Source organism: Roseobacter cerffii (genome assembly GCF_054226325.1).
Map to the genome: position 1 here is coordinate 3,403,013 of NZ_CM135757.1, position 25,720 is coordinate 3,428,732.

The 25,720-nt window shown below is 65.3% G+C and carries 24 protein-coding genes; 16 read left to right on the plus strand and 8 right to left on the minus strand.

Features of this window, described 5'->3' with window-relative positions:
- The first annotated feature begins 3 nt into the window (after positions 1–3).
- Positions 4–552, plus strand: coding sequence for a sugar O-acetyltransferase (locus ACVC7O_RS16480; protein WP_458323202.1), 549 nt, complete (start codon positions 4–6; stop codon positions 550–552).
- A gap of 171 nt (positions 553–723) precedes the next feature.
- The gene (locus tag ACVC7O_RS16485; RefSeq protein ID WP_458323203.1) at positions 724–1,182 is read left to right on the plus strand and encodes an NUDIX hydrolase; all 459 of its coding nucleotides are present in this window, start codon (positions 724–726) and stop codon (positions 1,180–1,182) included.
- Positions 1,183–1,188: 6 nt separating this feature from the next.
- Here ACVC7O_RS16485 and argF read toward each other — a convergent pair whose 3' ends face one another.
- A complete protein-coding gene (argF, locus tag ACVC7O_RS16490; protein ID WP_458323204.1) occupies positions 1,189–2,115 on the minus strand; it encodes an ornithine carbamoyltransferase in 927 nt (308 codons plus the stop codon).
- A gap of 30 nt (positions 2,116–2,145) precedes the next feature.
- Entirely contained in the window at positions 2,146–3,321 is a 1,176-nt protein-coding gene (locus ACVC7O_RS16495) for an acetylornithine transaminase (RefSeq protein ID WP_458323205.1), read from the minus strand.
- Between the two features lie 386 nt (positions 3,322–3,707).
- Here ACVC7O_RS16495 and ACVC7O_RS16500 point away from each other — a divergent pair, with 386 nt between their 5' ends.
- The 7 genes from ACVC7O_RS16500 (at position 3,708) to mdoH (ending at position 13,424) form a co-directional block, all read left to right on the plus strand.
- Positions 3,708–4,274, plus strand: coding sequence for a GcrA family cell cycle regulator (locus ACVC7O_RS16500; RefSeq protein WP_458323206.1), 567 nt, complete (start codon positions 3,708–3,710; stop codon positions 4,272–4,274).
- A 96-nt stretch (positions 4,275–4,370) separates the two neighbouring features.
- Positions 4,371–5,993, plus strand: coding sequence for a thiamine pyrophosphate-binding protein (locus ACVC7O_RS16505; protein ID WP_458323207.1), 1,623 nt, complete (start codon positions 4,371–4,373; stop codon positions 5,991–5,993).
- Complete coding sequence (locus tag ACVC7O_RS16510) at positions 5,980–7,185, plus strand: CaiB/BaiF CoA transferase family protein (RefSeq protein ID WP_458323208.1); 1,206 nt, start codon at positions 5,980–5,982, stop codon at positions 7,183–7,185. Before ACVC7O_RS16505 ends, ACVC7O_RS16510 begins: the two co-directional genes overlap by 14 nt.
- A gap of 175 nt (positions 7,186–7,360) precedes the next feature.
- On the plus strand, positions 7,361–8,710 hold the full coding sequence (locus ACVC7O_RS16515) for a tetratricopeptide repeat protein (RefSeq protein WP_458323209.1): 1,350 nt from the start codon (positions 7,361–7,363) through the stop codon (positions 8,708–8,710).
- 48 nt (positions 8,711–8,758) lie between these two features.
- The gene (locus ACVC7O_RS16520) at positions 8,759–10,000 is read left to right on the plus strand and encodes an OpgC family protein (protein ID WP_458323210.1); all 1,242 of its coding nucleotides are present in this window, start codon (positions 8,759–8,761) and stop codon (positions 9,998–10,000) included.
- The gene (locus ACVC7O_RS16525; RefSeq protein WP_458323211.1) at positions 10,000–11,523 is read left to right on the plus strand and encodes a glucan biosynthesis protein; all 1,524 of its coding nucleotides are present in this window, start codon (positions 10,000–10,002) and stop codon (positions 11,521–11,523) included. Before ACVC7O_RS16520 ends, ACVC7O_RS16525 begins: the two co-directional genes overlap by 1 nt.
- The gene (gene mdoH / locus ACVC7O_RS16530; RefSeq protein WP_458323212.1) at positions 11,520–13,424 is read left to right on the plus strand and encodes a glucans biosynthesis glucosyltransferase MdoH; all 1,905 of its coding nucleotides are present in this window, start codon (positions 11,520–11,522) and stop codon (positions 13,422–13,424) included. The genes ACVC7O_RS16525 and mdoH overlap by 4 nt, the downstream gene beginning before the upstream one ends.
- Before the next feature lie 109 nt (positions 13,425–13,533).
- Here mdoH and ACVC7O_RS16535 read toward each other — a convergent pair whose 3' ends face one another.
- The 5 genes from ACVC7O_RS16535 to ACVC7O_RS16555 form a co-directional block, all read right to left on the minus strand.
- Positions 13,534–14,367 (minus strand): alpha/beta hydrolase family esterase, encoded by an 834-nt coding sequence (locus ACVC7O_RS16535; protein ID WP_458323213.1) that lies wholly within the window; start codon positions 14,365–14,367, stop codon positions 13,534–13,536.
- A 1-nt stretch (position 14,368) separates the two neighbouring features.
- A complete protein-coding gene (locus ACVC7O_RS16540) occupies positions 14,369–14,842 on the minus strand; it encodes a rhodanese-like domain-containing protein (RefSeq protein WP_458323214.1) in 474 nt (157 codons plus the stop codon).
- A 17-nt stretch (positions 14,843–14,859) separates the two neighbouring features.
- On the minus strand, positions 14,860–15,384 hold the full coding sequence (locus ACVC7O_RS16545) for a YHS domain-containing (seleno)protein (RefSeq protein ID WP_458323215.1): 525 nt from the start codon (positions 15,382–15,384) through the stop codon (positions 14,860–14,862).
- A 170-nt stretch (positions 15,385–15,554) separates the two neighbouring features.
- Positions 15,555–16,349: an SseB family protein gene (locus ACVC7O_RS16550; RefSeq protein ID WP_458323216.1), complete on the minus strand. Its 795-nt coding sequence runs from the start codon at positions 16,347–16,349 to the stop codon at positions 15,555–15,557.
- Entirely contained in the window at positions 16,346–16,930 is a 585-nt protein-coding gene (locus ACVC7O_RS16555; protein ID WP_458323217.1) for a uracil-DNA glycosylase family protein, read from the minus strand. Before ACVC7O_RS16555 ends, ACVC7O_RS16550 begins: the two co-directional genes overlap by 4 nt.
- A gap of 119 nt (positions 16,931–17,049) precedes the next feature.
- Here ACVC7O_RS16555 and ACVC7O_RS16560 point away from each other — a divergent pair, with 119 nt between their 5' ends.
- The 5 genes from ACVC7O_RS16560 to kdsA all read left to right on the plus strand — a co-directional run bounded on the left by ACVC7O_RS16560 (position 17,050) and on the right by kdsA (position 21,788).
- Complete coding sequence (locus ACVC7O_RS16560) at positions 17,050–17,391, plus strand: ArsR/SmtB family transcription factor (RefSeq protein WP_458323218.1); 342 nt, start codon at positions 17,050–17,052, stop codon at positions 17,389–17,391.
- Positions 17,384–18,412, plus strand: coding sequence for a permease (locus tag ACVC7O_RS16565; RefSeq protein ID WP_458323219.1), 1,029 nt, complete (start codon positions 17,384–17,386; stop codon positions 18,410–18,412). Before ACVC7O_RS16560 ends, ACVC7O_RS16565 begins: the two co-directional genes overlap by 8 nt.
- Positions 18,413–18,666: 254 nt before the next feature.
- Positions 18,667–19,326 (plus strand): ABC transporter ATP-binding protein, encoded by a 660-nt coding sequence (locus ACVC7O_RS16570; RefSeq protein ID WP_458323220.1) that lies wholly within the window; start codon positions 18,667–18,669, stop codon positions 19,324–19,326.
- Complete coding sequence (locus tag ACVC7O_RS16575) at positions 19,304–20,953, plus strand: capsule biosynthesis protein (protein ID WP_458323221.1); 1,650 nt, start codon at positions 19,304–19,306, stop codon at positions 20,951–20,953. The genes ACVC7O_RS16570 and ACVC7O_RS16575 overlap by 23 nt, the downstream gene beginning before the upstream one ends.
- Before the next feature lies 1 nt (position 20,954).
- The gene (kdsA, locus tag ACVC7O_RS16580) at positions 20,955–21,788 is read left to right on the plus strand and encodes a 3-deoxy-8-phosphooctulonate synthase (RefSeq protein WP_458323222.1); all 834 of its coding nucleotides are present in this window, start codon (positions 20,955–20,957) and stop codon (positions 21,786–21,788) included.
- Positions 21,789–21,892: 104 nt separating this feature from the next.
- Here kdsA and ACVC7O_RS16585 read toward each other — a convergent pair whose 3' ends face one another.
- The gene (locus ACVC7O_RS16585; protein WP_458323223.1) at positions 21,893–23,800 is read right to left on the minus strand and encodes an AsmA family protein; all 1,908 of its coding nucleotides are present in this window, start codon (positions 23,798–23,800) and stop codon (positions 21,893–21,895) included.
- A 65-nt stretch (positions 23,801–23,865) separates the two neighbouring features.
- Between ACVC7O_RS16585 and rimO the strand changes: the two genes are divergently transcribed.
- Entirely contained in the window at positions 23,866–25,242 is a 1,377-nt protein-coding gene (gene rimO / locus ACVC7O_RS16590) for a 30S ribosomal protein S12 methylthiotransferase RimO (protein WP_458323224.1), read from the plus strand.
- Between the two features lie 176 nt (positions 25,243–25,418).
- A complete protein-coding gene (locus tag ACVC7O_RS16595) occupies positions 25,419–25,661 on the plus strand; it encodes a CDGSH iron-sulfur domain-containing protein (RefSeq protein ID WP_458323225.1) in 243 nt (80 codons plus the stop codon).
- The last annotated feature ends 59 nt before the right edge of the window (positions 25,662–25,720 follow it).

Consider the following 25,720-nt stretch of genomic DNA (forward strand, 5'->3'; position numbering starts at 1 on the left):
ATGATGGCCCAGAGTTCCTACGACCAGATGATCAGCGGCGATTGGTACAACGCCCTCACACCCGAGCTCGACTCTCTGCGCATGATCGCCCGCAAGGCGGTCTTCGCACACAATAGCTGCCCGCCGGAACAGCGCGGTGGCATGGTGCCGGAACTGGCCGCGCTCTTCATGTCTGTCGGCAAAGACTGCCTGATCGAAACGCCTTTCCACACCGCCTACGGCTGCAACACCGTGCTGGGCGATGAGGTGTTCTTCAACGCGGGCGTCACCATCCTCGACAGCGGACGCGTCACCATCGGCAGCCGCAGCATGCTGGGCCCGAACGTCCAGATCTACTGCGCCGACCACCACCGCGACCTCGACAAGCGCCGCGCCGGGATCGAGCGCGCCCTGCCTGTCACCCTGGGCGACGACGTCTGGGTCGGTGGCGCCGCGATCCTGATGCCCGGCGTCACGATTGGCGCCGGCGCGATCATCGGCGCCGGGGCCGTGGTGACAAAAGACGTCGCTCCGATGGCGCGAGTCGTGGGCAACCCCGCGCGCCCGATCTGAGCCCCCAACCCCAAGATCGCGGAGTGTGATCTTGTTTACAGAAAATTTGAACTTTCCTGCTAGCCTCACGTCGGACGCGGTTGCGATCTTATCCACAGGATCAGGAGTTTGAAATTCCTGAATAAATCTGTAGAATGATCAAAAAGCCGCCAAAAAGCCAACGGCAGGATGATGATTGAATTTGTTAAGTCCCATTTCGAAGGCGCGTTTCGCCAGATCTTTTCGCCTCCCCGCGCACGACAGGTCGCGGCGCTTTGTTACCGTCAGACCCAAGCGGGAAAGCGTGTGCTGCTGATCACCAGCCGTGGCACCGGGCGCTGGATCGTGCCCAAGGGCTGGCCCATGGACGGCTTGGAAAACTCCGAAGCCGCGATGCAGGAGGCCTGGGAAGAAGCGGGCGTGAAATCCGCTGATGTCCAGCCTGATCCCGTCGGCCACTACCGCTATGACAAGTACCACGCCCGCGGGGGCATGACCCCGGTCGAGACCGAGGTTTATGTCGCCGAGGTTGAGGCGATGGCCAACAGCTATCCCGAAGAGCACCAGCGCCAGCGCGCATGGTTCTCGCCGGAAGACGCCGCAGACCGCGTGCGCGAGCCGCAGCTCAAGGCGATCCTGCGCGACTTCTGAGCGCCGTCACACCTCGAGACACCACCGCATGATCGCCTTCTGGGCGTGCAGCCGGTTTTCCGCCTCGTCGAAGATCACCGAATGCGGCCCGTCCATCACCTCGGAGGTAGCCTCTTCGTCGCGATGCGCGGGCAGGCAATGCATGAAGAGCGCATCGGGTTTGGCCTTCGCCATCAACTCCGCATTGACCTGGTAGGGCCGCAGCTGGTTGTGCCGCCGCTCGCGGGCCGACTGCGCGTCATGCATCGACACCCAGGTGTCCGCGACCACGAGGTCGGCCCCGTCCACCGCCTTGTCCGGGTCCCGTTCGATCACGATATTCGAGCCCTTGGCTCGCGCCAGATCGACAAACTCCGGTTCCGGGTCCAGCGTCGGCGGCCCGGTAAAGGTCAGATCGAACCCGAACTGCCCCGCCGCGTGCAGGAAAGACGCACAGACGTTGTTGCCGTCGCCCGACCAGACCACCTTCTTGCCCTTGATCGGCCCGCGATGCTCTTCGAAGGTCAGCACATCTGCCATGATCTGACAGGGATGTGTGCGGTCGGTCAGCCCGTTGATCACCGGCACCGTTGCGTATTCCGCCATTTCGGTCAGCACCGCCTCATCAAAGGTGCGGATCATGATCAAATCCACGTATCGGCTCAGCACGCGGGCGGTATCGGCGATGGTCTCGCCGTGCCCCAGCTGCATGTCCGAGCCCGACAGCACCATGGTCTGCCCGCCCATCTGGCGCACGCCCACATCGAAGGACACGCGGGTGCGGGTTGAGGGTTTTTCAAAGATCAGCGCGACCATCCGGTCCTTCAGCGGCTGATCATCGTCCAAGGCGCCGCGCGGGCGCCCAAGACGTGCTGTTTTCATGGCAGAGGCATGATCAATGATGCTCCGCAGGTCCTTGGCATCGGTCAGGTGAATGTCGAGAAAATGGTTCATGGTCGTCTCGTCCGGTGTCTCAAATGTCGCTCAGGCCGCGGAAAGCTGGCGCGCGGCGGCCTCCAGCCGCTCCACCGCCTCGGCAATCTCGCCCTCTTCGATGGTCAGCGGCGGCAACAGGCGGATCACATTGTCCGCTGCCGGCACGGTCAGCACCTGCTGATCATACCCCGCCTGCACGATATCGGCATTCGACGCCTTGCATTTCACGCCCAGCATCAGGCCCGACCCGCGCACGCTCTCGAAGATCTCCGGATGCAAGGCCACCAGCCCCTCCAGCTTCTGCCGCAAAAGCCCCGCCTTGCGGTTCACCCCGTCGAGGAACGCCGGATCAGCCACGTGGTCCAGCACCGCACAGCCCACGGCACAGCCCAGCGGGTTGCCACCATAGGTCGAGCCATGGGTGCCCAGCGTCATGCCGCTCGCCGCCTCTTCCGTCGCCAGCACAGCGCCGATGGGAAAGCCCCCGCCGATGCCCTTGGCCACCATCATGATATCCGGTGAGACCCCGGCCCATTCATGGGCAAAGAGCTTGCCAGTCCGGCCCACGCCGCATTGCACCTCGTCAAAGATCAGGAGCAGCCGGTGCTCGTCACAGAGATCGCGCAGCCCCTTGAGACACTGGTCGGGCACCGGGCGGATGCCGCCCTCGCCCTGCACCGGCTCGATCAGGATGGCACCGGTCGTCTCAGTGATCGCAGCGGTCAGCGCCTCGTGATCACCAAACTCCAGATGCACAAACCCCGGCAATAGCGGACCAAAGCCCTTGGTCATCTTCTCAGATCCGGCCGCGGCAATCCCTGCCGACGACCGCCCGTGGAACGAGCCACTGAAGGTGAGAATATCGGTCTTCTCGGGCTGGCCTTTGTCGTACCAGTATTTCCGCGCCATCTTCACTGCCAGTTCGCAAGCCTCGGTGCCGGAGTTGGTGAAGAACACCGTGTCGGCAAAACTGTTAGCGGTCAGTTTGTCCGCCAGCTCCTGCTGTTTCGGGATCTGGTAGAGGTTCGAGGTATGCCAGAGCGCGCCTGCCTGCTCGGTCAGCGCCGCCACCAGCGCCGGATGCGCATGCCCCAAGGCGTTCACTGCAATGCCCGCGCCCAGGTCGAGAAAACGTCGCCCATCCGCCTCGATCAGCCAGGCGCCCTCGCCTTTGACAAAGCTCATGGGCGCACGGGAATAGGTCGGCAGAAGGGTCGGGATCATCGGATCGTCCTCTTTCAAAGGTCTGCAGCAGAGCACAAGAGGTGCAACAGCCGCCAAGACAGGTCAATAAGGGAATGAAGGTTTGGAAAGGATGCGCGCGCGGGGGCACGACAGGGCAACAGCGGGGGTTAAAGCGCTGTGCGTCGTCGGGTCCGGATGTTCGTGCGTGTCATCATGAGCGTTGCAATACGCGAGCCTGCCAGAATTGCAACCTTTCATTTCGGTCGCCGCGCTATCCCGAGGGCGCGGCAAACCTCCCGCACGGGCATTTCATCAAGGCGCCGGTCAGCGCTTGTAACTCCGCCCCGAGTGACTAAAATAGGGCTTCAGCGATACAGCAAGCGGTCCGCAGTCAGCAGGGCCGCTTTTGAATTAGGGAATGGCCGATGTCCTGGACAGACGAACGCGTGGAACTGCTCAAGAAGATGTGGGGCGAGGGACAATCCGCCAGCCAGATCGCCAAGGAGCTGGGCGGCGTGACCCGCAACGCGGTGATCGGCAAGGTGCATCGCTTGGGCCTGTCGAACCGCGCCACCGCATCGGCGACCGCCAAGCCCGAGACCAAGGCCAAGCCTGCGCCCAAGGCCGAGGCCAAACCAAAGCCCGCGCCCAAACCCGCTGAGCCCGTGAAAGCCGAAGCCGAACCGGCAGCACCCAAACCGCTGCCCGCACGCAAGCAGATCATCCCCGCGGGCCAGCCGCTGCCGCCGCAGCCCTCGGCCAATGAGATCAGCCCCGAGGCGCTCGCAAAAGTCTCCGAGATCGAGAAAAAGGCCAAGAAACTCTCGCTCATGGAGCTGACCGAGCGGACCTGCAAATGGCCCGTCGGCGACCCCGCGACCGAGGATTTTTGGTTCTGCGGCCTGCCCGTCCAACAGGGCAAGCCCTACTGCGAGGCGCATGTGGGCGTGGCCTTCCAGCCCATGTCCTCCCGCCGCGACCGCCGTCGCTGAGCCGCTGCACTCTGAAACACTTCGAACAGAATGGTGAATTGCGCTCGGCACTCCATCCGCTATGACCATCCGGTGAACCGCGAGGGAGGGGCGTAAGTGGCCACATCATCGACAATCCGCGCAGCAGATGCGCTGGCGCGCAGGCTCTATGCCGAAGGCTGCCGCTATGCCTTCGGGATGCCGGGCGGCGAGGTGCTGACGCTGGTCGACGCGCTGGAAGACGCGGGCATCGAATTTATCTTGGCCAAACACGAAAACGCCGCCGCCTTCATGGCCGAAGGCACCTATCACCGCACCGGCGCTCCGGGCATTCTCGTCGCCACCGTCGGCCCCGGCGCTCTGAACGGTGTGAATGCCGTCGCCAACGCGCATCAGGACCGCGTGCCGCTGATCGTCCTCGCGGGGGCTGTCGATGCCGACGAGGCGCAGACCTACACCCACCAGGTGCTCGACCAGCAGGCCGTGTTTCGCCCGATCACAAAGGCCAGCTTCTCGCTGGTGCCGGGGGCGGCCCATGTGATTGCCGACAAGGCAGTGGGCATCGCCACCGAAGGCCGCCCCGGCCCGGTGCATATCGACGTGCCGATCAGCGTCGCCGACGCGCAGGTGCCCGCTGCCGCCCCGCCCCAACGCGCCAAAGCCGCGCCCACCGCCCCCAGCGGGCCAGATCTCGACACAGCGCGCACATGGCTCGCCGAGGCGCAGCGCCCGGTGATGGTCGTCGGCCTCGACGCGATGGTCGAGGAGGCGGGCCCCGCGCTGCAGGATTTCGCCGAGACCTACCACATTCCGGTGGTCACCACCTACAAGGCCAAGGGCCTGCTGCCCGAAGACCACGCGCTGAGCCTCGGTGGTGCGGGCCTCTCGCCGCTCGCCGACAGACACCTGCTGCCGCTGCTGCAGGACGCCGACCTGATCCTCTGCCTTGGCTACGACCCGATCGAGATGCGCGTCGGCTGGCGCGACATCTGGGACCCGACGAAACAGCGCGTGATCGACATCACCGCCGAGCCGAACCATCATTATATGCACCAGGCAAGCCTCAGCTTCATCGCTGATTGCGCCGCCAGCTTGAAATCGCTCTCAGACGGCGTACCACCCAGAAAAACATGGGAAAACGGCGCGCTGACCACCACAAAAGATGCGCTCACAAAAGCCTTCCCCACAGACGAAGACTGGGGCCCGGGGGCCATCATGGACACCTGCCGCCAGGTCCTGCCGCGCGACACGCTGGCCACCGTGGACAGCGGCGCGCACCGCATTCTGCTCAGCCAGATGTGGCCCTGCTACGAGCCGCGCGGCCTGACGCAATCGACCGCACTCTGCACCATGGGCTGTGCGATCCCGCTCGCCATGGGCACCAAGCTTGCCTCGCCCGAGCGCCCTGTCGTGGGATTCTGCGGTGACGCGGGCTTCCTCATGGTCGCGGGCGAACTCTCCACCGCCGCAGAACTGGGGCTCAAGCCCATCATCGTCGTGTTCGTTGATGCATCGCTCGCGCTCATCGAGCTCAAACAACGCGGCCGGCAGATGAAAAACCGCGGCGTGGACTTCGCCAAACATGACTTCGCCGCCATGGGCAAAGCCTTCGGCGGCGCGGGCCACACCGTGACGACACGCGCCGAGCTGGAAACGGCGCTGCAAACTGCGCTCACCGCCGACACCTTCACCGTGATCGCCGCCATGATCGACCGGGGGGCCTACGATGGCCGCATCTGACACCCCCATGGCCCTCGGCGGCCTCGTCGTCCTCGACCTCAGCCGCATCCTTGCAGGCCCCACGGCCACGCAGATCCTCGGCGACTTCGGCGCCACGGTGATCAAGGTGGAAAATCCCAAAACTAAGGGCGACGACACCCGCAGCTGGGGCCCGAACTACGCCCGCAACGCCGACGGCACCCCCACCGATCTCTCCGCCTATTTCATGGCCGCCAACCGCAACAAACGATCGATCTCCGTCGATCTCTCCACCGAAGAGGGGCAGGAGACGGTGCGCACCCTCGCCGCCCGCGCCGATGTGGTGATCGAAAACTACAAGCCCGGCGGGCTGAAGAAATACGGGCTCGACCACGCGACCCTGCTCGCCCGGCACCCGCAGCTTGTCTATTGCTCCATCTCCGGCTTCGGCCAAACGGGGCCGAACCGCGAACAGCCCGGCTATGACCTCATGGCGCAGGGCTACGGCGGGATCATGTCGCTCACCGGCGACCCGGACGGCCCGCCCACGAAGGTCGGCGTGGGCATCGCCGATGTGATGTGCGGCATGTATGCGGCCATCGGCATCCTCGCCGCCCTGCGCCACCGCGATGCGACGGGTGAGGGCCAGCATATCGATCTGGCGCTTGTGGACGCCCAGATGGCCTGGCTGATCAACGAAGGCACAAATTACCTCACCTCCGGCAAGCTGCCTGTGCGGCGCGGCAATGCGCATCCCAACATCGTCCCTTACGACGCCTTCCCCTGCGCCGACGGGCACCTGCTGCTTGCGGTGGGCAATGACGCGCAATTTGCACGCTTCTGTGATGCCTTCGGAATGCCGGAAGTCGCCGCCGACCCCGCCTATACCACCAACCTCGCTCGCATCGAAAATCGCGTGGCGCTGACCAAGATCATCACGGAGGCGCTGAAGGACACCCCGCGCGCCGAGGTGCTCGCCCGCTGCCATGCCGTGAAAGTGCCCGCCGGGCCGATCCATACGGTGGCGGAGGCGCTCACCTCCGATCAGGCGCAGGCCCGCGGCACCGTGGTCGAGGTCCCTGCCGAGGGCACCGACAAAGGCATCGTCCAACTGCTTGCAAACCCGCTTAAGTTGTCGCGCACGCCGGTCCAGTACCGCTATGCGCCTCCGCGCTTCGGGCAGGACACGGATGCGGTGCTGCGCGACCTGGAGGACCCCTCCAAGGACGATTGAAACATCGGGTGGATATCGGCTTGTTTTTGCCGGAAATCGGACCGCAATCCTGAAACATTGGCAGGATTCTCACACAGGGCTTCACGTTGGCGTGTAACACGGCGACAGAACCTTCGCCCGTGTCGTTAATACGTTACGTATTTCGCTGAGTTCGACAAAGAAGGCACGCACCCCAATGATGTTCGATATCTGTAACAGTCCTGTTTCCCTGTCCACGCCCGCGGCTCTGGACGACTGGAATGGGATGATCCGTGCCTTTCTGGCCCATGGAACCGCCACACCCACGCACCTCGGGGCGGTTCTGGCGCAGCAGCCGGAGTTTGCGATGGGCCATGCTGCAAAAGGGCTCTTCTGCCTCATGCTGGGCCGGTCCGAGATGGTCGCAACCGCGCAGGAAGCTGCCGCCGCCGCCCGCCGTGCCAAGGCGCTCGGACCCTGCAGCTTCCGCGAAGAGGCCTGGACCCGCGCGCTCGATCACTGGCTCGACGGGCGCCCCTCCAAAGCCGTCGCCGCGATGGAAGGCGTGCTGAGCCGCCATCCCGAAGACACGCTCTCCGCCAAGGTCAGCCACGCGATCCGCTTCATCCTCGGCGATGCCCGCGGCATGCGCCGCTCGATTGAGCGGGTGCTCGACGCCCATGGGTCTGACCATGCCTGCCGCGGCTACCTGCTGGGCTGCCACGCCTTCGCACTCGAAGAAACCGGCGACTATGCGGCCGCCGAGGCCGCCGGCCGCGCGGGCCTACTGCTGGCCCCCGACGACTCCTGGGGCATGCACGCGGTCACGCATGTTTATGACATGACCGCGCGCCCCGATCTCGGAATCAACCTGATCGAAAGCCACACAAGCGCCTGGGATCATTGCAACAATTTCCGCTACCATGTGTGGTGGCACAAGGCGCTGCTGCACATGGACCGGGGCGAGTTGGACGTCGCCATGGGCCTCTATGACGCGCAGATCCGCGCCGACAAGACCGACGACTACCGCGACATTTCCAACGCCACCTCCTTGCTCATCCGGCTCGAGCTGGAAGGCATCGACGTCGGCCCCCGCTGGGAGGAGCTCGCCGATCTGGCTCAGAACCGCACCGATGACGGCTGCGTCGTCTTTGCCGATCTGCACTACATGCTGGCGCTGACCGGCGCCGACCGCCCCGAGGCGCAGGCGGCCATGACCGCGCGCTTTGCCCGCGATGCCGCGAAATCTGGCGAAATGCCCAGCCGCTATGCCGACCCCGGCGTCGCCGCGCTCGCGGGCCTCAATGCCTTTGCCGAGGGTCGCTACGACGCCGCCTTTGCCGACCTGACAGCAGCGCGCCCCGCGATGCAGAGCATCGGCGGCAGCCACGCCCAGCGCGATGTCTTCGAACGCATCACCATCGACGCAGGCCTGCGCGCGGGACGCTATGAACAGACCGAAGCCGTTCTCGCCGACCGTCTGGCCCGCCGCGCAGGACGCGCCGACCGCTTCACGACAACCCGCATGGCCCGCATCGAGGAGGCCCGGCGGATCCCCGCGCAATAAGCCCAAGCCCCTGATGACAATTCTTTTTCCTCAGCATAAAGACCGGCCATGACGATTGCCGACCCCACCGAAATGGCGCCCCGCAAACCCCGTGCAACCGCACAGGCCGCGCCTGCCGCGCGCCAACGGGACGTGCGGCTCGACTTCTTTCGCGGCATCGCGATGTTCATCATCCTCTTTGCTCATACGCCAGGGAATTTCTTCACCTCCTGGATTCCGGCGCGCTGGGGCTTTTCCGACGCGACCGAAATCTTCGTCTTCTGCTCCGGCATGGCCTCGGCCATTGCCTTTGGCCGCGCTTATGACACCGTCGGCTGGCGGCTCGGTTCGGCCCGGGTGAGCTTCCGCGTCTGGCAGGTCTACTGGGCGCATATCGGGCTCTTCTTCGCCATCGCCACCTTCCTCGCCGCCATCGACATGACCGGGCTCTACGAGAAGGAATACATCGGCACGCTCAACCTGTGGAAATTCTTCGAAGAACCGGGGCCACAGCTCGTGGGTCTGCTCACGCTCACCTATGTGCCCAACTACTTCGACATCCTGCCGATGTATATGGTCGTGCTGGTGATGATGCCGGTGATCATGGCGCTCTCGCGCATCCACCTCGGCCTCGTCGCCGCTTTCGTCGGTCTCACCTGGCTCCTTGCACAGGAAGGCCTGCTGGAGATATTCTGGGCCGGACATCTGCATTTCGCCCTGCCCGCCGAGCCCTGGTCCGAGCGGACTTGGTTCTTCAACCCCTTCGGCTGGCAGCTCATCTTCTTCACCGGCTTCGCCTTCATGCGCGGCTGGCTGCCCAAGCCGCCCGTGCATCCCGTCCTGATCGGGATCGCCCTGGCGCTGGTGCTCGCCAACATCCCGCTGTCCCACATCGGCATGCGCGAGCTGGGCTTTGACTGGGCCCGCGACTGGCGCATCGCCAACAACTGGCTGATCAACAAATCCGACTTCGGCCTGCTGCGCTATGCGCATTTCCTCGCTCTGGCCTACCTCTGCTGGGTGGCGGCGGGCGACAAGGGCGCACGGCTGATCTCGGACGGTGCCACGGCTCTGGGCCGCGTCTGGGAGCGCATCCTCGCGATCATCCTGAAGGTCGGCCAGCAATCGCTCGCCGTCTTCATCACCAGCATGTTCATCGCCCGCGTCAGCGGCTTTGTCATGGACAACATCGGGCGGGACACCTGGACCGTCGTCGCCGTCAACGTCGCGGGCATGGGCGTGCTTGTGCTCGTCGCCTACGGGGCAGGCTGGTACAAATCCCAACCCTGGCGCAAAAAGGCGGTGCCGTGATGCTGCGGCGCGATGTGCTGAAATCCCTCGCCGCCCTCGCCGCTGTGCCCACGGCCAGCTTCGCGGAGGAGCCCGGGCTGCAACTGGGCGATGCCCAGCCCTTTGACGCCACGACCGTGCGCGCCCGCGCCAAGGCGCTGGCCGAGGCCGACTACACCCCGCGCCCGATGATCCCCGAAAGCTGGCGCAACCTCAGCTATGACCAATACCGCAAGATCTGGTTCGACGGGCGCAACGCGCTCTGGCACGGCACCGACAAGCCCCAGCGCGTCGACGTCCTTCCGCCGGGTCTCTACTTCCCGCAAGCGGTCGAGATCAACGTGGTGGACGGCGGCGCTGCCCGCCCGCTTGCCTTCGACATGGGCGTCTTCGACAGCACCGACAAATTCCCGGAGGTCGAGATCGACGCCACCCTCGGCTACTCCGGCCTGCGCCTGCGGGCGGAGCTGGAACAATCCGGCATCTTCCAGGAATACGCCGTCTTCCAGGGCGCAAGCTACTTCCGCGGCATCGGCACGAGCGAAATCTACGGACTGTCGGCGCGCGGCCTGGCCCTGAAAACCGCCGACCCGATGGGCGAGGAATTCCCCGATTTCACCGCCTTCTGGCTGGAAACGCCCCAGCCCGGCGCGGGCTCGGTTGTGCTGCACGCGCTGCTTGACAGCCCCAGCTGCACCGGCGCCTACCGCTTTGACATCACGCCGGGCGACACGCTGCGCATGGCGGTCTCGGCCGAGATTTTCGCCCGTACCGATCTGGAGCATGTGGGCATCGCCCCCCTAACCTCCATGTTCCTCTTTGACGAGACCATGCGCCAGCGGTTTGACGACTTCCGCCCGGCGGTGCACGACAGCGACGGGCTGCTGATCTACAACGGCAATGGCGAGACCATCTGGCGCCCGCTGTCCAACCCGGTCAACCTTCAGGTCAGCTCTTTCGTCGATACCAACCCGCGCGGCTTCGGGCTGATGCAGCGCGCCCGCAACTTCCGTGACTTCGCCGATCTCGAGGCGCTTTATCACGAGCGGCCCTCGCTCTGGATCACGCCGCAGGGCGAGTGGGGCAAGGGCGCGGTGACGCTGGTGGAAATCCCCGCCGATCTCGAGATCTACGACAATATCGTCGCCTTCTGGCGCCCGGCCGAGGTGATCCCAGCCGGTGGCAGCCACACGATGCGCTACCTGCTGGACTGGGGTCACGACCCCGCGCCACACACCGACAGGCCTCTGCGCGTGCTCGGCACCGCCCTCGGCGGACGCCCCGAAGGCGGCAAGGTGGTGACCATCGATTTCGAGGATGGCGCGCTGGTGCCCGAGGACCTCTCGCGCCTCGACATTGTCCTGCGCAGCAGCGAAGGATCGCTCACGCCCGGGCTGGTACAAAGAAATCCGGAAACCAACGGGCCCCGACTGGCGTTTACCTTCCAACCTGACGAGGCGCGATACATCGAATTCCGGGCGCAGCTGCGCCTCGATGGCGCGCCGCTCAGCGAGGTGTGGCTTTACAGATGGACAACTGGGTGACGACGACGGACAACATCATCTCCGAGGCTGGTGGCACCACGATGCCGCGCCGGGCGCCCCTGCAGATGCAGGTGCAGGACCTCACCGCCTCGCCGGAGGCGCCGAACGCCCCCAGCCAGGGCCTCGCCCGCACCACTGCCTGGCGGCTCGCGCTCTTCATCCCCGCACTTCTGGGCACCGGCCTTCTGGTTTCGGCCCTCTATGGCTGGCTTTCGGCAACCGGCATGACAAGCCTGGAATGGGTGCTCCTCGCGCTCATCAGTGTCACCTTTGTCTGGGTCACCCTTTCGGTCAGCACGGTGGGCGTGGCCATCGCGGGCCTGCTGGCGCGGGAGAAAGCCGACAGCCGCAGCCCGCGTGACGTGACGCCCATGGACGTGGCCCTGCTGGTCCCGATCTACAACGAGGTGCCGAGCGACGTGTTCGGCAATGCCGCAGCCATGCTCGACGACCTCGCCCGCCGTCACAGCCAGCATCGCTACACGCTCTTCGTGCTCTCCGACACCCGCGACCCGCAGATCGCCGAGGACGAGATGCGCGCCTACGCGGCCCTCGCGGCGCAAGCGCCCGAGGGCTTTGCCGTGCACTACCGCCGCCGCGATGCCAACACCGACAAGAAGGTCGGCAACCTTGTCGATTGGATCACCGGTTGGGGCGCGGCTTACGAAGCCATGGTCGTGCTCGACGCCGACAGCCTGATGACAGGGCGCGCCATCGACCGCATGGCCGATGAGCTGAGCGTCGACCCGCAAGCAGGCCTGATCCAGACCTTCCCGGTGCTGATCGGCGCGCGCACGGTCTTTGCCCGGCTGCAGCAATTCTCGAACATCGCCTACGGCTGGTTGCTGGCCGAAGGGCTGGCCAAATGGGCGCGCACCGAAGGCAACTACTGGGGCCACAATGCGATCATTCGCACCCGGGCCTTCGCTGAATCCGCCGGTCTGCCCTACCTTCAGGGTCGTAAGGGCAAGGCCGAGCTGATCCTCAGCCATGATTTCGTCGAAGCAGGTCTCTTGCGCCGCGCCGGCTGGCAGGTGCGCTTCCTGCCCCGCGTCTCCGGCAGCTTCGAAGAGACCCCGGGCACCCTCATCGACTACGTTCTGCGCGACCAGCGCTGGTGCCGCGGCAACCTGCAGCACCTGCGCTTGCTTGGCACCAAGGGGCTGCACCCGGTCTCGCGCTACCATCTCTTTCACGGTGCCGTCGCCTATCTGCTCTCGCCTGCGTGGTTCATCCTGCTGGTGATCTGGGCGCTGCTGGGCGTTGATTCCGAAACCAACGTGGTACGCTATTTCAATGAGGCGAACCCGCTCTTCCCCGACTGGCCGCCCGAGATGAGCCACATCGACAGCGCGGTTTTCCTGATCATCATGTACGCGATGCTGCTGACGCCCAAGCTGGTGGGCGCAGGCATCATCGCGCTGCACCCCAAGGCCACGCGCGTCTATGGCGGGCGCGGTGCGTTTCTGACCGCCTTCCTGGTCGAGATCGTGCTCTCGATTGCCTATGCGCCGATCCTGATGATCCAGCAGACCCGTGCCGTGTTGCGCGCGCTCTTCGGCCAGTCCGACGCCTGGGCCGCACAAGCGCGCCACGTCCAGAGCTACCCGCTGAGCACGCTGATCCGGTTCCACTGGGTCGAAACGCTGCTGGGCCATATTCTGTTGATTGGGCTCAGCGCCGGGCTTGTCTCACTGTGGCTGATCCCGATCATCGCCAGCCTTTGCCTCGCTGTGCCGCTCTCGGCCCTCAGCGGCTGGGCCATGCCCCAGAGCCTGCCACGCGGTCTGCTGATGCACTGCCCGCAAACGGTCCGCGAACCGGCCATCGTGGGTCGTGCGCGCAGCGAACGCGCACGGTTGCAGCAGCTTCTGAGCGGCTCTCATCTGCCTGCAGAATAACGCCAGTCCGATTGGACGGAAAAAGCGCCCTCACTCCCATCGAGGGAGTTCAGGCGCTGCCCGGCTTATCAACCGGGCGGGTGCCAGAGGATCGACCTGGCACTTGGAGTCACAAACCCTCGTACCAGTCCAGCATCATCTCGGCCCAGCCATCCGGCACCACATGCCCGCCCGGAAACAGCGCAAACTCCAGCGCCGAGTCTTCGGCGCAGCGGTCCCACGCCCGGCGCAGAAACGGCCCCTCAGTCACAAACCGATCCGCCCGCAGCTGGTGGCAGGCGTTCACCTCACGCCACATCCGCAGCGTATAGAAGATATCGCCCTGCATCAGCGCTTCGGGATTCGTCGCATCGCCCCCGCGCAGCACGCGGCCCTCCAGCGGCACGGTCCCATCGACCCAACCATGGGTGTGCAGCAGCCGTACGGGCCCCGCGCATTCGGTGGGATGCGGGCGCCAGAACCCACCCGCCACAGGCGCATAGGCGGCAAAGCTGCCGGGCGCATCACAGGCCATGTAGGAGGTCATCGACCCACCGATGGAAAACCCGCTCAGGATCATCTGATCCGCCGCGAACCCGAACCGCTCGGCTGCGTCATCGCGCACCGCCGTCAGGAAGGCTTCCTCGTCGCGCCGCTCGGGACGGCCTGGAATGAACGACCAGCCGCGCCCGCGCCCTTCGGCGATAGGCAAGCCATCCGGCGCCACCAGCACATAGCCGCGCTCCAGCGCCGTGATCACCCAATCGCGCGTGGCCCGTAGGGCGCCTTCTCCAGTGCCACCGAACCCGTGTAGATAGAGGATCGCGCCCTTGATCTCGCCCTCGGGCACCCGCGCATGATAGCTGCCAAGATCCACCTCGCACGCCGCCTGCTCTGCACCACAGCCCGCAAGGGCCCCCTGCGCGCCCAGCATCAGCGCCAGCGCCGCCAACACCTGTCTCATCTCAGCTCACCTCTTGCACCGGCAACCCGCGTTTGACCCAACCGGGCCCGGCGCCCGAGCCCAACATGCCTTCGGGCACATCAATGATGCGGCTGAACCCGGCCTCGGCCAGCCGCGCGCCCAGATGCCGCGAGCGCACACCGCGCGCGCAGATCAGCGCCACGGGGCGGCTGGTGTCATTCTGCACCTGCGCCAACAGCGCCTCGATGAAATCACCGCGCCGCATGTCGAGCGGCACCGCCCCTTCGCCCACGCCGGTGCGCGCCCATTCATCGGGCCGCCGGATATCCACCAACAGGATGTCGCCCGCCAGCGCCGCCGCATGTGCGTCCGGCGCGCTCAGGGCATTTTCACCCGTCTCGGCCCAAATGTTGAACCAACGCGTGGCAAAAGCGCCCGCCGTAAGCAAACCAATTCCGCCCAACGCCAAAAGACCCCGGCGCGTCATCGGCGCCGGGGTCTTGCGAGAAGGCATGCCCTTCTCAGCCATGATCAGTTGACCGGAGCGGGGCTCTCGAACTGCGGGATCGCGCGATCAGAGGCGGCATCATCCTCGATGCTGACCCAGTTGGTCTGCGCCAGATCGATGTTGCCGGGGATGTCTTCTTCCCAGAAGCCGACCACGTTCTCGGTGATGTTGAGGTAGAGCTTGTCATCCACGATCCGCCACAGATGCGGGTTGCCCGGCACCTTGCCGCCCTTCGACACACCGTAAGCACAGTGGCCATCGTATTGCGGCGCGTATCTCGCAGGATCTGCATCGAACTTGGCCTTGTTTTCCTCGGTCGAGAAGGCAAACGTCGCACCATTGTAGGTCGAGGTGATGTCCTTGTCACCCGGAACCGCCTGCGGCTGGGCCGTGCCCACCGGGTTCTGCGCGAGGTCGAAATAGGCCACCACGTCATAGCCCGAGACGGCATAGCCCGTCGGGTCCACGTATTGGTCACCGGCGAAGGCGGAGGAGGCCATGGTCAGCGCAACTGCGATACCTGCGATTTTCAGAGGGAAGCGGTTCATGAGGGAAAACTCCAGTTCTTCAAGAGGTTCGTTAGGGGCGGGCTTTGAGCTCCGGCTCAGATGTAGACGCGAAAACCGCGGCTGTGCACCCCACGTGTCAGGGTCTCTCGCCCTTGTGAAAATCGTAGGCCAACGCGTGAGCCGCCCGTGAAGATCGGATGGGAAATGTTTCAGCGCAGGCGCGGCGGCTTGTCGGGGTCGCTGCCGGGCATCGTCACGGTCTCCACCGCGGGCGCCTGCGCCTGGGGCAGATCGAACCGCAGCCCCACCGCCTCCATCCGCGCAACAATGGCGTCACCGCCACGGAAGAAGCCCACGTCCATCGCGCCCGCCTCCACCCCAGAGAAGGTCAGCGCTTCGCTCGCCGCGCGGGCCAACGCGGGTTGCGCCTCGGGCACGGCGCCGACAAAGCCCAGCATGTGGCCGCGCGCGCCCGCTTCATAGGTCACGCCCACCAGATAGGCGCTCTGGGCCAGCCCCATGGCCGTCGCCAGCTTGCCGTCGAGCGCGGTGACCAGGTCTTCGGGCAGCCCTTTCGGCGGATGCACTTCCGTGATCGCCGCTTCGACCTCATCCGGCCCATGGCCCAGCGTTTCGCCAAGCCAGTCCACCGCTTCGGCAGGCAATAGAATGGCCGAAGGGGCGACCTCGAGGTTCACGCCGAGCCCGATGCCCTGCCCCGCCAGCATCCCCGCGATCACCCGGCCCGAGAGCGCCACGTAAGGCACCACGCGCCCGGCAAACCCCGCAAGCCGTTCCTCGCGGTCGAAGACCAGCACATATTGGTCCTCGCCCACCGCAAAAAGCTCCGGCGTGATCTGGTCGTCCTCTCCGGCCTCCTCGGCCAGCATCAGGAAGAGCTCGCTCTGCGCCAACTGGTCATAAAACCGCAGCCGCGCGGCATCGTCTTCCGGGGCCGCCTCCATCGCCGCATGAGCAGTGTCCAGCGGGGTGGTCTCGCTCATGCCAGCACCTCCGCCACGCGCGCCTGCAACCGCGGCAGCACCTCCGCGGCGAACCACGGGTTCTTCTTGAGCCAGCCGGTGTTGCGCCAGCTTGGGTGCGGCAGCACGAACAGCCGCTCGTCATAGCTGCGCCAGTCCTGCACGGCCGCGGTCACCGCGACTTTCTTGCCCAGGTGATACTTCATCGCATAGCCCCCGATCACGAGGGTCAGCTGCACCTCGGCCAGCATCTCCATCGCCGCATCGCGCCACGTCCTGGCACAGATCGGCGGGGGCGGCAGGTCGGACCCCTTCGCGTCATAGCCGGGAAAGCAAAACGCCATCGGCACAATCGCCACCCGCGAGCGGTCATAGAAGGTGTCTTCGTCCATACCCAGCCAGTCGCGCAGCCGGTCACCCGAGGGGTCGGTGAAGGGCCGCCCGGACTGGTGCACCCGCATCCCCGGCGCCTGCCCCGCAATGAGGATACGCGCGCCGGGCGCAAACCAGACCACCGGGCGCGGCGCATGCGCCGTCTCAGTGGCGGCAAAGCGGTCGGCGCAGAGGGTGCAGGTCGAGATATCGTCGCGCAAATCTGTCATATACCGGCACCTAGTCCATCCGACGACGAACGCAAAGGGGCCGCTGCCTCCGGGCTTTATTTCGACATCTCCCGAAATAAAGCTTGCAGATGCCTGAGCGCTTCGATATTTCTAGAATCATGGAAATGTCGCCCAAAACCCCCGACCTCACCATCGCCGCCGCGCAATTTGCCGCCCTCGGCTCCGAACAGCGGCTCAGCGTCCTGCGCACGCTGGTGCGTGCAGGCCCCGAGGGGCTCAGCATCGGCGAGTTGGGCAGCCGCACCGGGGTCACGGGCTCGACGCTCACGCATCACATGAAAATCCTCGCCTCCGCCGGTCTGGTCACCCAGGTCAAGCAGGGGCGCAGCATCATCTGCGCCGCTGTCGCCTATGACGACGTGCAGGCGCTCTCGCAGTTCCTTGTCAACGAATGCTGCGCCGATAGCGCCGCGCCCCAGGGGGACCACGACCATGGCTGACACCACACAGACCTCGCCCGCGCCGCGCCGCCTGCCCAAACCGGGTGCCTGGGGGGCCGCCGTCCTGCTGCTGTTGCTGATCGCGGTCTTCGACACGACCCAGCTCTTGCCCACGATCACCTTCGCCGCCAAGGCGCTGGCCCACACCGCACCCTTCATCCTCTTCGCCGTGATCGCCGTCGCCTATCTGAAAGCTTCGGGCGCCGAGACGCTGCTGGCCAAGGCGTTTGCGGGCAACCCCGCGCGCATGATCGTGATGGCCGCGCTGCTGGGCGGGCTCTCGCCCTTCTGCAGCTGCGAGGTCATCCCCTTCATCGCCGCCCTGCTCGCGGTCGGCGCGCCACTGGCCGCCGTCATGGCCTTCTGGCTCGCCTCTCCGCTGATGGATCCGGCGATGTTCGCCATCACCTCCGGCACGCTCGGCTGGGACTTCGCCATCGCCAAGACCCTCTCTGCCGTCGGTCTGGGCATGATGGGCGGCTTTGCCACGCTGCTTTTTGCCAAGAGCGCGGTCTTTGCCAACCCGCTGCGCGACCGCCCCGCCGTGGGCGGCTGCTGCGGCGCGAAGAAGCCCTTCAGCGGCGCGCCCGTCTGGCGCTTCTGGCAGGAGGAGGCTCGCACCCGTACCTTCCGCGACACCGGCCTCGAAAACGCGCTCTTCCTGCTCAAGTGGCTGACGCTCGCCTATATCATCGAAGCGATGATGCTCGCCTATGTGCCCGCCGATCTGATCGCCGGTATCCTCGGCGGCACCGGGGTCTGGCCCATCGTGCTCGGCGCGCTGGTGGGGGCGCCCGCCTACCTCAACGGGTACGCCGCGGTGCCGCTCGTCGATGCGCTGCTCGCGCAGGGGATGGCCCCGGGGGCTGCCATGTCCTTCGTGATCGCTGGTGGCGTGAGCAGCATTCCCGCCGCCATCGCAGTCTGGGCGCTGGTCAAGCCGCGGGTCTTTGCGGCCTATCTCACCTATGCGCTGATCGGCGCCACGCTCGCGGGTCTCGCCTGGCAGGCCATCGCCTGACCGGGCACGGGCCCAGCCCTTCGCGCCAAGGCTGTGCCGCCTGGGCAAAAGCAACCATAACGTTCACAGGCCGTCACAAAACTGTGGCAAGAAGGCAATTTCCCGCCAAACGCAGCGTCCCAGAGGCGCTGCGCTTATTGTGCTTTTGTTTCCAATTAAGACATAATTATGCCAAAGACGGTAGTTAATCCGTTGAGACACCCTGAGAACAGGGCACAGGCAAACCCGTCGGGGTCGGAGCAACCGGAGCACAGATGCTGTCTTTCGAGAACGTGTCGAAGTCTTTTTGGACAGGATCCCAACACAAGGTGATCCTCGACCGGGTTTCGTTCAAGGTCGAGCTGGGCAATTCTCTAGGCGTGCTGGCCCCCAATGGCACCGGGAAAACCACCCTGATCAACATGATCGCCGGGCTCGAAAAACCCGATGAGGGCGAGATCCGGCGCGGCTGCAACATCTCCTTCCCGCTGGGCTTCATGGGCGGCGTGGTGAACAAGGTCTCGGCGATGGAAAACGCGCGCTATATCGCGCGGCTCTACGGGCTCGATCCCGATTATGTGGAAAGCTTCTGCCGCTGGCTCTGCGGCCTCGGCGAATATTTCGACCAGCCCATCGGCACCTATTCCCAGGGCATGCGCGCGCGGTTTTCCTTTGCGCTGATGCTGGCACTTGACTTCGACATGTACCTCATCGACGAAGGCATGCCCGGCACCACGGATGTGGATTTCAACCGCAAGGCGGGTGAAATCCTGCAGGAACGCCTCCGCACAACAACAATCATCATTGTGTCGCACCAGGCCCGGACGCTCGAGAAATTCGCGCGCTCCGCCGCCGTTCTGCTGAACGGCAAGCTGCATATGTTCGACACATTGGAAGAAGCGAAACGGCTTTATGACTACGAAACCGACAGCTAGGAAGTTCCGCATCAAACGCGCGGGCCAGGGCCCGGGGGGCAAGGCCACCGCGGGCGATGCGGCACCGGCCCAAGCATCCACCGAGGAGGATGCGGCACCGATCAAGCCGCCGGTGCGCGACACCGCCGACAAGCAGCCGCCTGAAAACGTGGCGGCCGATCTGGACGCGATCCGCCGCGAAGGCCTGACCGGGCGGCAGCTGCGCATGGCGCGTCGCGTGGCGCATAAGAACGGCCTCGCGCCCACCTCTGATTTCGACGCCGTGCGCCTGCTGCGCCAGCGCGGCATCGATCCGTTCCAGCGCTCGAACATGCTCGAGCTGGTGGTGCCGAAGAACCCCAATGACCCGCCCCCGGGCAGCGGCCCCTCCGCTGGCAGCGACGCGGGCGCGGCGCAGACCGGGCGCATTCAGCTGCCCCAGACCACGCCGATGGGTGATGAGACCCTGCCGTCGACCGAACACCTCAGCCCGGCTGAGCTGCGCGACCGGCAGATCTCCGAGATCCAGCAGGACATCAGTCGCCGCCGCCGCCGCAAGCTGGCGATGCTGCTGACACGGCTCAGCTTCTTCGTCTTTCTGCCGACGATCCTCGCGGGCTGGTACTTCTTTGCCGTGGCAACACCGATGTATGCCACCAAGTCCGAATTTTTGATCTTGCAGGCGGACAACGCCGGGGGCAGCGGCATCGGCGGCCTGCTCTCGGGCACACAATTTGCCACATCGCAGGACAGTATCGCCGTACAGTCCTACTTGCAGTCAAAGGATGCGATGCTGCGGCTCGATGGCGACGTGGGGTTCAAATCGCATTTCACACAAAGCTTCATCGATCCGATCCAGCGGCTCACAGCTGATCCCTCGAACGAACAGGCCTACCGCGCCTATCAGAAGAACGTGAAGGTCGGCTATGACCCGACCGAAGGCGTGCTGCGCATGGAGGTGATCGCCGCGGATCCCGCCTTCAGCGCCGAGATGAGCAGCGCGCTGATCGCCTATGCCGAGGACCGCGTGAACTCGCTCAGCGCCGAGAAGCGCGATGACCAGATGGCCGAGGCACAGGCCAGTTTCGAGAAGGCCGCGAGCGAACGGCGCGACGCACAAGAGGCGCTGGTAACCCTGCAGCTGCAGGGTGACACGCTGGACCCGCAAGCGGTGATCGCCGGGATGCGCGCGCAGATCAACCAGGTGGAGCTGCAGCTTCTGGAGAAGGAGTTGGAGCTTGCGGCACTGCTCGACAACGCCCGCCCGAACCAGAGCCGGGTGGACGGCGCGCGCGGCGATGTGCGGCGCCTGAACGAGCAGTTGAACGAGCTCAACGCCCGCATGACCGATGCGAGCCAGGGCGAGAACTCGCTGGCCCAGTTGAATGTGCGCATCCAGATGGCGCAGGCGGATCTCGCGACGCGCGACATGCTGTTGCAGTCGGCGTTGCAGCAAATGGAGCAGACCCGGATGGAGGCGAACCGCCAGGTCCGCTATCTCACGGTCAGCGTGAAACCCGTTCCTTCGGAGGAGCCGAGCTATCCGCGCAGTTTCGAAAACACCCTGGTGGCCTTTCTCGTCTTTGCCGGTATATATCTGATGGTCTCACTGACTGCGTCCATTCTCCGAGAACAGGTGACCTCCTGATATGACCCATGTGTCCGTCGCCGATCTGACGATCGGCAATGACCGCCCGCTGACTGTGATCGCGGGCCCCTGCCAGCTGGAAAGCGAAGATCATGCGCAGATGATCGCGGGCAAGATGAAAGAGGCCTGCGCCGCCGCGGGCGCGCAGTATGTCTTCAAAGCCTCCTACGACAAGGCCAACCGCACCTCGCTCTCAGGCAAGCGCGGCCTCGGGATCGACGACGGTCTGAAGGTGCTGCAATCGGTGGGCAAGGCCAACGGTGTCCCGGTGCTGACCGATGTGCACACCGAGGCGCAATGCGCCGTGGCCGCGGAGGCCGCCGACATTCTTCAGATCCCCGCCTTTCTCTGCCGGCAGACCGACATGCTCATCGCCGCCGGCGAGACGGGGGCCGCCATCAACGTCAAGAAAGGCCAGTTTCTCGCCCCCTGGGAGATGGGCAACATCGTCGACAAGATCGAGTCCACCGGCAACCACCGCATCCTGCTGACCGAGCGTGGCACCACCTTCGGCTACAACACCCTCGTGGCCGATATGCGCGCGCTGCCGCAGATGGCGCAAACCGGCTACCCTGTGGTGATGGACGCCACCCATTCGGTGCAACAGCCCGGCGGGCGCGGCGGCTCTTCCGGCGGCCAGCGCGAATTCGCCCCGGTGATGGCCCGCGCCGCGGTTGCTGTGGGCGTCGCCGCCGTCTTCATCGAGACCCATCAGGACCCCGACAATGCGCCCAGCGACGGCCCCAACATGATCTACCTCGATCAGATGCCTGCGCTCATCGACACGCTGATGGCCTTCGACCGCCTCGCCAAGGAGCGTCCACTTGCCGTCTGACCGGTCGCGAAAGGTGGCCTGAAAGCCCACCTGACCTGCCGGTCCTGACCGCCTGTGCTGGCAGGTGGGGTGGGCTTTCAGGCCACCCCAGGTCGCAGCAGCGCTCAGTCGAAAAGCTTGCGCAGCAGCCGGTCCTTCACTGCATCTTCAACCGACTGCCCCTCCTCCCCGGAGATACCCAAGCGCTCTCCGATCTTCTCCTTGGCCTTCTCTTCCAGTTCATCAACCTTCGCATCGGCCTCGGCCTTCAGCGCCGCCTCCACGTCCGGCCGGATCGAGATATCCGACCACGGGCCCACGAAGCGCACCGGGATCGAGATGCCCTGCCCGCTGTTGGCGCGCAGCGCCACGGGGGTCACGGTGTAATCCAGCGTCTGCGCGCCCAGGCCAACAACCCCTTCGCCGCTCGCCCGGTAGTTCGACAGCTGCAGTAACAGATCGCGGTTGCTGAGCACACCGCCTGCGATGGTCCAAGTGCCGCCCAGGCTGTCGAACACGGTGGTGCCCGGCGAGGTGTCGCCCGAGCGCATCAGCCTGTCGAGATCAATGCCGAGGATCGTCCCCTGCCCGATCTGCACCGAGCCATCGCCCGACAGCGATCTCATGATCGCATCGACCGACGCCCCCGACCCCAGGAACGACAACCGCGCATCCCCCTGCCCGGTCAGCCGATCGAGCCCTGCCGCATCGGCCAGCAAGGGCTGCATCTGGATGGCACTCGCCGCCAGCTGCCCGCCCACCGACAGGCCCGCGCGGTTATTGATCACGAACTCCCCCGTCAGCCCGCCGCCATAGGCCGCCACCTCGCGCAGCTCGAAGACCATGCGGGAGTTCTCATTGCGCAGAAGCGCCCGCGTCGCGCCCAAATCGAACTGCCCCAGATCGATGCTGCGTGCGGTCAGCGCAATTTCACCGTTGAAGGCCGCGAGCCCGCTGGCGTCAATCGGGTCTTTCGGCCAGCCACTGCCCGAAGACCCACCTCCGCCACCAGAGCCTCCCGTGGTCTCCACCTCGCCGCCCGAGACATCCAGATCACCCACATCCAGCTGTGCATTGACCTGGGGCACGCCATTCAGCCCGATATCCGCCGCGCCCGTGATCCGGTTGGCGCCCAAGCCCACCACCAGATCGCGCAACGCCAGCTGCCGGTCCGGCGTCAGTGTCAGGGTGGTCGAAAGATCGATGCTGCGCCCCAGATCGGGGGGCAAATCCGCACCGGGCAGACCCAGCGCCTGCAGGAACCCACCGGTGTTCGCCGTCTTCACACTCAAGGCACCCGCCACCGCCCCGGCGGTGCTCGCGCGCCCGTCAAAGCCGATCGCCCCGGCCTCGGTGTCAATTGCGGCGCGCAACGTCTGGGTCTCTCCGGTGATGAAGCCCGCGAAGCCATCAATTGTCGCCGTGACCTCGACCGGGTTGACCGTCGGGCGCAGCGTCGCGGCAATCTCCGCAGGGCCCAGTCGCTCCGGCCAGTCCAACGACAGATCCACCCCCTCGTAAGACACCAGATCGCTGCCCTCCGCATCATAGATCAGCGTCGCATCGGTCACCTGCAACCGCTCGATGCTGATCGACCGCGCCGGGCGGTCGGGCGCTGTCTCGGTCTCGATCTGCGCAGTGCCGCTGGCATCGGTGAACTGCCAGCTCGCGCGCCCGTCCGCCTTCTGTTCCAGCCGGATCGTCGGGCTTTCCGCCTCGATATTGGTGATGCGGATATCGCCCTGCAGCAGCGCCATCGCATCGACACCAATCGCCGCATTGGCCGCCTGCAGCATCGGCCCCTGCTCGGCCCAATCGGCATTGCCGACCTCCAGCCCACCGACCCGCGCGCCCAGCACCGGCCAGACGGTCAACGCCACATCGCCCGTAATCGCCACATCGCGGCCCGTGACCCCGCGCAGCTGCTCCGCGGCGATCTTCGCCACCCGCTCGGCGGGCAGGAACAGCACCGAGACCACCGCCACCACGATCAGCAGCACCACGACACCCAGCAGTCGCACAACCCATTTCATCAGCGCACCTCACCTCTTGCCCTCGGCCCTTTTCCGGGCCCCTCACTTCCACTATAGCGCAAGTCATGAGCACAAACCCACCCAATCTGCGCCCCGATCTCGCGCCAAAACCGGCGATGCGCGACACAGCGAGGCCCGGCCAGCCCACCATCGGCATGGTCAGCCTCGGCTGCCCCAAGGCGCTGGTGGACAGCGAGCGCATCCTGACCCGGCTGCGTGCCGAAGGTTATGGCATCTCGCCCGACTACGCAGGCGCGCAGGCGGTGATCGTGAACACCTGCGGCTTTCTCGATAGCGCCAAGGCGGAAAGCCTCTCGGCCATCGGCGAAGCGCTTGAGGAGAACGGGCGCGTGATCGTGACGGGCTGTCTCGGGGCCGAGCCCGAATACATCACCGGCGCGCATCCTTCGGTCCTTGCCGTCACGGGCCCGCATCAATACGAACAGGTGCTTGATGCGGTGCATGCCGCCGTGCCGCCCGACCCGGATCCCTTTGTCGATCTGCTGCCCGCCTCGGGCGTCAGCCTCACGCCGCGGCACTTCAGCTATCTGAAAATCTCCGAAGGCTGCAATCACAAGTGCAAATTCTGCATCATCCCCGACATGCGCGGGCGGCTGCAGTCGCGCCCGGCCCATGCGGTGCTGCGCGAGGCGGAAAAGCTGGTTGAGAGCGGCGTGAAAGAGCTGCTGGTGATTAGCCAGGACACCTCCGCTTACGGCGTCGATATCAAACACGCGGAAGAGCGCGGCCACCGCGCGCATATCACCGATCTCGCGCGCGATCTCGGGTCTTTGGGCGCCTGGGTGCGGCTGCACTACGTCTACCCTTACCCGCATGTGCGCCAGCTGATTCCGCTCATGGCGGAGGGCCTGGTGCTGCCCTATCTCGACATTCCCTTCCAGCACGCGCATCCGGACGTCTTGAAACGTATGGCGCGGCCCGCGGCAGCGGCCAAAACACTCGACGAGATTGCCGCCTGGCGCGCGATCTGCCCCGAACTGACCCTACGCTCGACCTTCATCGTCGGCTATCCCGGCGAGACCGAGGACGAGTTCCAGACCCTGCTCGACTGGATGGATGAGGCACAGCTCGACCGGGTCGGCTGCTTCCAATACGAGAATGTCGCCGGCGCGCGCTCCAACGCGCTGCCGGACCATGTGCCCGAGGATGTGAAAAAAGACCGCTGGGATCGCTTCATGGCAAAAGCGCAGGCCATCTCTGAGGAAAAACTGGCGCAGAAGGTTGGATCCCGGCAAGAGGTGATCGTCGACGAGATCGATGCGGATGGCATCGCCACCTGCCGCACGAAGGCCGATGCGCCCGAGATCGACGGCAATCTCTTCATCGACGAGGGCACGGACGGCCTGAGCGTGGGCGACATTGTCACCGTCGAGGTGGACGAAGCCGGAGAGTATGACCTCTGGGGGCGCCTCCGCATCTAAAAACGCGCCAGGGCGGCGTTTTCAAATGCGGAGGCGCGCGCAGCCCACACCGAGGCGCCGCACGGACCTGCCGGTGGCCAGCGGAACAGTCTGGACTATGTGATCAGCCAGCCTCGCACGAGGCCGCTGACGACCAGCCAGATGTCCCGCCACTTTGTCAGAGAAGGCCCAACAGCATGACCACCCCACCGAAGATCGCCCAGAAAGCCCCCTATCCCGTCGAGGTCACCGCCGGAAAGACCTATTTCTGGTGCACCTGCGGTAAATCGGACAACCAGCCCTTCTGCGACGGCTCGCACAAAGGAAGCGCGTTCGATCCGATGAAATACGAGGCGACGGCGGACAAGACGCTGTTCTTCTGTGGCTGCAAGGCGACCTCGACGCCCCCGCTCTGCGACGGAAGCCACAACAGCCTCTAACGACGCGCTCTTGAAAATGTTCTCTTTATGTTCTATATCTGTGGAACAGTGGAGGGACT